This is a genomic window from Mesobacillus sp. (assembly GCF_049588175.1).
Lineage (GTDB): Bacteria > Bacillota > Bacilli > Bacillales > Cytobacillaceae > Mesobacillus.
Window position 1 is genome coordinate 1 of sequence record NZ_JBAVFI010000773.1, and the last position, 5,404, is coordinate 5,404.

Annotated in this window: 7 protein-coding genes; all 7 read right to left on the minus strand. The window is 44.5% G+C overall.

Annotation, left to right across the window (positions count from 1 at the left end):
• On the minus strand, positions 1-684 hold a 684-nt coding region (locus tag WB217_RS18690; RefSeq protein WP_423994837.1), incomplete at its 3' end, for an enoyl-CoA hydratase/isomerase family protein.
• The gene (locus WB217_RS18695) at positions 677-985 is read right to left on the minus strand and encodes an EthD family reductase (RefSeq protein WP_423994838.1); all 309 of its coding nucleotides are present in this window, start codon (positions 983-985) and stop codon (positions 677-679) included. The genes WB217_RS18695 and WB217_RS18690, both read right to left, overlap by 8 nt.
• A gap of 143 nt (positions 986-1,128) precedes the next feature.
• Positions 1,129-1,611 carry a 1,2-phenylacetyl-CoA epoxidase subunit PaaD gene (gene paaD / locus WB217_RS18700; RefSeq protein ID WP_423994839.1) on the minus strand — a complete coding sequence of 161 codons (483 nt, stop codon included), beginning with the start codon at positions 1,609-1,611 and terminating at the stop codon, positions 1,129-1,131.
• Between the two features lie 6 nt (positions 1,612-1,617).
• Positions 1,618-2,436, minus strand: coding sequence for a 1,2-phenylacetyl-CoA epoxidase subunit PaaC (gene paaC / locus WB217_RS18705; protein WP_423994840.1), 819 nt, complete (start codon positions 2,434-2,436; stop codon positions 1,618-1,620).
• On the minus strand, positions 2,433-2,780 hold the full coding sequence (gene paaB / locus WB217_RS18710; RefSeq protein WP_423994841.1) for a 1,2-phenylacetyl-CoA epoxidase subunit PaaB: 348 nt from the start codon (positions 2,778-2,780) through the stop codon (positions 2,433-2,435). The genes paaC and paaB overlap by 4 nt, the downstream gene beginning before the upstream one ends.
• 111 nt (positions 2,781-2,891) lie before the next feature.
• Positions 2,892-3,845, minus strand: coding sequence for a 1,2-phenylacetyl-CoA epoxidase subunit PaaA (gene paaA / locus WB217_RS18715; RefSeq protein WP_423994842.1), 954 nt, complete (start codon positions 3,843-3,845; stop codon positions 2,892-2,894).
• 20 nt (positions 3,846-3,865) lie between these two features.
• Complete coding sequence (locus tag WB217_RS18720) at positions 3,866-5,191, minus strand: phenylacetate--CoA ligase family protein (protein ID WP_423994843.1); 1,326 nt, start codon at positions 5,189-5,191, stop codon at positions 3,866-3,868.
• Positions 5,192-5,404: the final 213 nt, after the last annotated feature.

Below are 5,404 nucleotides of genomic sequence, written 5' to 3' on the forward strand. Positions count from 1 at the left end.
CTCATATTGCATGCCTTCATATAAAGGATAATCAACTGCTTTTAGGATTGATTCCTTGATGAGCCTTACTGCAACAGGCGCCTGTTTCGCGATCGTATCTGCGAATTTCAGCGTTTCTTCCATCAAGACTTCTTCAGAGAAAGTTGAATTGATGATGCCGTATTGCAATGCTTCTTTTGCAGAAATGCGCTTGCCGCTTAGAATCCATTCCATCGCCTTTGTTTTCCCGACAAGCTTTGTCAGCCTCTGGGTTCCACCGGCACCTGGCATAACGCCAAGGTTTACTTCCGGAAAGCCAAACTCTGCATTTTCAGCAGCAAATAGCATGTCACAGCAAAGTGCCAGTTCAAAAGCGCCTCCAAGAGCAAAGCCATGTACAGCTCCGATCACAGGTTTCTTGATCCATGCCAGACGATCCCAATCTGTGAACTGGTTCAGCGTTTCCATGCTGATTGCATCGGCTTCCATCATTTCATCGATATCAGCACCCGCCGCAAACGCCCGGCCCTTTCCTGCTAAAAAAATGACTTTGATTTCGGGGTCATTATCATAGCTCTCCATCGCTGAAAGGACCTCTGAAACCATTTGCCTGTTCAGCGCATTAAGAACCTTGGGGCGATTAAGCTCAATGAGTCCAATCTCCCCTTTGACAGTGGTTTCAATCAATTCATAGTTTCTATTCATCTTGCTCTTCACCGATCATCAATGTGACCAGATCACCAGCAAAACTCATAACATCCTTTCCAGAAGCCTTACCCTCAGGTGATTTCATTCCAGCTTTTAATGCTTCATGGTCATCATAGTACATTTCGCACATTAGATAATATTTGCCTTCCCCGCCCATTGGGCTGCCGACAACACGAGTCACTTCCATTTTACGAAGTCCTGGAATCTTAGCTGTCAGTGGAGCATGCGTTTCGAAATAGTGCTTATCAAATGCCTCTTTGTCTTGTGGATGCTTATAAAGTGCGATTAGTTTTACCATTAAAAATCTCTCCCTTTGTTAACTTGATTTTTTTTTGCAAATTGGTTCTTCAAGTGTTTGTTCATCAAAGTGAATATATGATGTAATTCTTAAAGCTATTAATCATTTGATCTGACATTCCATGCACTTTTTGGTCAAGCATGTCACATCAAAGTGGATACCGGTTTCATTGCCTCGAATGGATTCTTGCAGGCTTTGCAGTATAAGATGCTGCGGCATGCTGTTGGACCAAATAGGTTTTCCATCGTTGTGTAGGTCGAACCGCAATAAGGGCAATCCGCCTGCCACTCTCCTGTTTCAGTGATATGACGGGGCGGAGGGGCAATTCCGAATTCCTTCAAACGCTCCCTGCCAATATCGGATACCCTGTCGGAAGTCCACGGCGGATGGAAAATGAACTGGACTTCGATCTTATTGATTTCATCAATTTTCTCTACTGCATTGATTACATTTTTCTTAATGATTTCCAAAGCCGGGCATCCCATGAAAGTCGGCAAAAGTTTTATCAAAACACCATCAGAGGTGATTTCCAGTTCTTCAAGCATTCCAAGCTCGATAATCGATACACTGTCGATTTCAGGATCCTTGACAGATTGGAGTGCTGCCATGACCTTATCATTTAGCATCATCCATCACCAGCTCGCTGCCGGATCAAAATTATATACTTCACCTAAAGTAACCAGAGCAGCCTGCAGGTCTGAAGTATGGTCGCCATTTCGTCCATTGCCGCTCTTCATCCCGAATTTCTCCGGCATTTTAAGATCCAGCGATTCGAAAACGGGTGTTATCATTTGAACCCATTTTGTTCTAAGAACATCCTCTGACTCTATTAAATAATGTTTTGTCAACTCTTCACCTTTGTCACCTAAAGAGAACAGGCCATCAAGTTCCTCAAAAACAGTCGCCATCGCAGTTTCCATTCTCGTCTTTGCTTCTCCTCCTGCGCTGACAAGCTGTGAGAACCAAGTTTTCCAGTGAAGCAGATGGTAATAAAGCTCCATATTCACCTTCACAGCGGCTTCAGCCAATGGCTGGTAGGACGAGTTCTTTAGCGACTCAATCTTAACCTTCTTCGCTTGTGCGTAAAAATAGTTCCTGACAACAGCGAATGCCCAGTCATAATGGGGTTCATTCAAATAAGTTCCTGGCCCATTCACTTTTTCCAGCAAAATCGCATTCTTTCTATCTGCTGCCGGTCTGGCATGAGCAAGTTCGTCTGGATCACCTGCACCTAAATCGTAAAGGAGCTGGTAAAACATCGCTGCATGGCCCATCGTGTCCTGGCTGATCGAGGAAAACGCGACATCTTCCTCAATGTGAGGAGCAAGGCCAAGCCACTCGGAACCGCGGTAAGCAAGGATGAAATCATCATCAGCTAGCTGGAAAAGGAGCTCAGCCGCGGCCTGGCGGTAAGATTCATTTTTCAATGCGTCTTCAAGTGTCAATTTCATTTCTCCTGCTTCCCTCCCCAGGACATAATTTCTTTTTCATCAAGCATACCCTGCTCATAATGGCGCCATTTCTTTTTCAAATAGCCATAGCCCTTAGTATTCCGGTAATCCTTATTGTCCAGCCTCTGCAAACTCTGCCTCTCTTCAAGCGTCATCTTCCGGACATCATCCCGCTTGACAACCCATATATCCGCCACCGGCTCCCGCCTCATGAAATTCTCCTGCGCCATCACAAGAGCAAGCTCATGGTTCGGCGCCAACAGCGAAAACTGGTACTGCAAAGGCGAAGTATCCGTCCGCTTGCTGAACACCTCAAACTCCTGGTAAAAACCCTTCCCAGACATCCAACTCTCCCCTTTCCTGCAGAACTTTACCACTTCACCGCGCCGGGGTCTGACCCCCATCGCTTTACCGCATTAACTTGTCGGGGGTCTGACCCCCACTGCTTTACTGTGTTAATTGCTTAATGCATCGATGACCCATTTGTTGTTACTGTATGAGATTTCTCTTAGTCTTAGTCGTTCTTTTGATTTTGGTCCGTTGTTTTTGATGATTTGTTTGAATTTGCTCCAGTCTGGCTGCTTGTATTGCCACATGCCGCTTTCCTGGTCAAACTGCATCGTTTCATCCGGCAGTTTCAAGCCAAGGGATAGGACCCTTGGAATGTACTTTGTGAAGAAATCTTGGCGGAGTTCTTCGTTTGTTTTTGTCCTGATATTGTATTTTATCGTGATATCCTGTTTTGAGGTTCCTGTTGTTGATGCGTCTCCTGGCCCGAAGAACATCAGCAATGCTTCCCACCAGCGATTGATGGAATCCTGGATCATTGCTCTTTGTTCATCCGTTCCCTCGGCGAGTGCCATAATGATTGCCTCACCGTGCTGCGCATGAAAAACCTCTTCTGCGCAGATTCGCTTCAATGCTCTTGCATATGGTCCATAGGAGGCATCCAGCATATTCGTCTGTGTAATGATCGCAGCACCATCGACCAGCCAGCCGATCAGCCCTGCGTCACCCCATGTTTTTGCTTCCATGTGAAAGACGTTATGGAATTTCAAGTCTCCTGAAAGCAAGTCTTGAATGATATTCTCCCTCGACTTCCCCAGGGGCTTCATCAAATCCTCCGAGACGCGCAGAAGCAGTTGTCCATGTCCCATCTCATCCTGGACCTTTGCCATGATTCCCAGCTTTCTCTTTAATGAAGGGGCTTTAGGAACCCACTCCTTTTCCGGGAGAGCACCCATTATTTCACTGATGCCATGCATCGAAATCAGCTTGATCAGCGTCATTCTGTATTCATCCGGCATCCAGTCATCTGCTTCAATTTTCTCGCCAGCTTCAATCCGCTCCATGAAATGCTGATACTTCGCTTCCTCAGAAAGCTGGTCATAAGAAATTGGATTTACCATGCTGTTGGCCTCCTTAAAAATTATGTTCCGATTGGTTCCTTCGTTTTATCGACAATCCGGACTGCCTTGCCTTCCGAACGCGGAATCGTTTTTGGGCGATGGACCCGAACTTCAATTGAGATCAGACACTGGCTTTTAAGCAATGCTTGAATTCTTTGTTCCAGTACATACACGGTGTCCGAAATAGGATCTTCGCCTATTGCTGTAAAAAAATCCTCATTCATCTCAACATGCAGCTCAAGCACTTTTAATGTCCGCTTTTGTAAAATCTGTATCTGATAATGCGGGGCTAGTTCTCGAACTGTCAGCAGACAATGTTCAATTTGCGATGGGAAAACGTTGACCCCATTGATAATCAGCATGTCATCGATTCGTCCCTTTACCCTCGACATTCTCACGGTCGTTCTTCCACAACTGCATTTCTCCCTGCTTAGCGATGCTATATCCCCAGTACGGTAGCGAATGATTGGAAAAGCTTCTTTAGTAAGACTCGTGAAAACAAGCTCTCCCTCCACACCATCAGGTACCCGCTTCATGGTTTCAGGATCGATGACCTCAACGTAAAAATGATCTTCTGCAACATGAAGTCCTGCCTGTGCTTCGTGACATTCATTTGCGACACCTGGTCCAATGACTTCACTCAAACCGTAGATATCACAGGCTTTGATATTCAGTTTTTCTTCAAGAGTTTTCCGCATTTCCTCCGACCAAGGTTCCGCGCCGAAAATGCCGTATTTTAATGAAGTCTCTCGAGGATTTATCCCCATATCTTCCATTGTTTCAGCTATATTTAAAATGTAGGATGGCGTTCCACAAATGACCTGTGGCTTAAAATCTTGTATCAGCATGATTTGTCTTTGAGTATTTCCTCCTGAGACTGGAACCGTCACCATCCCAAGCTTTTCGCTTCCATAGTGAAGCCCAAGACCTCCTGTAAAAAGTCCATATCCATAGGCATTATGAAGGAACTTGCCTGGCTCGCCTCCTGCAAGAGCAATTGACCTTGCAACAATCTCACTCCACATTTCAATATCATTCTGGGTATAGCCAACGACTGTCGGCTTTCCACTTGTTCCTGATGAAGCATGAACCCTTACCATCTCACTTTGCGGAACTGCGAACAATCCAAATGGATAGTTATCCCGCAGATCCTGCTTCTCGGTAAACGGAAGCGCTTCCAAATCTTCCAAACTATTAAGCATTTCTGGAGAGAAATTGGCTTTTTCAAACCTCTCACGGTAAAAAGCCACACGCTGGGCAACTTTTTCTACAGTAGCCTTAAGCCTCTGAAGTTGGATTTCTTCAATAAACTCACGGCTCTTTGTTTCGATTTCATGTAAAATCAAGATTCTACCCCCTGTATTACATAAAATTTTATTTATATAACGTTATATTACCGTAACACAATAAATGTGTTATATATTTTAAAACAAAGATACCGTGTATATAGGAAAAAGTCAATTATTTTTCTGAAAATTTTAATATTTAATGATGATTTTTTACCAGCTAATGGGTAAAGTAGTGATTCTCGTGAATTTCGTAGTGAATATGATTAGTTT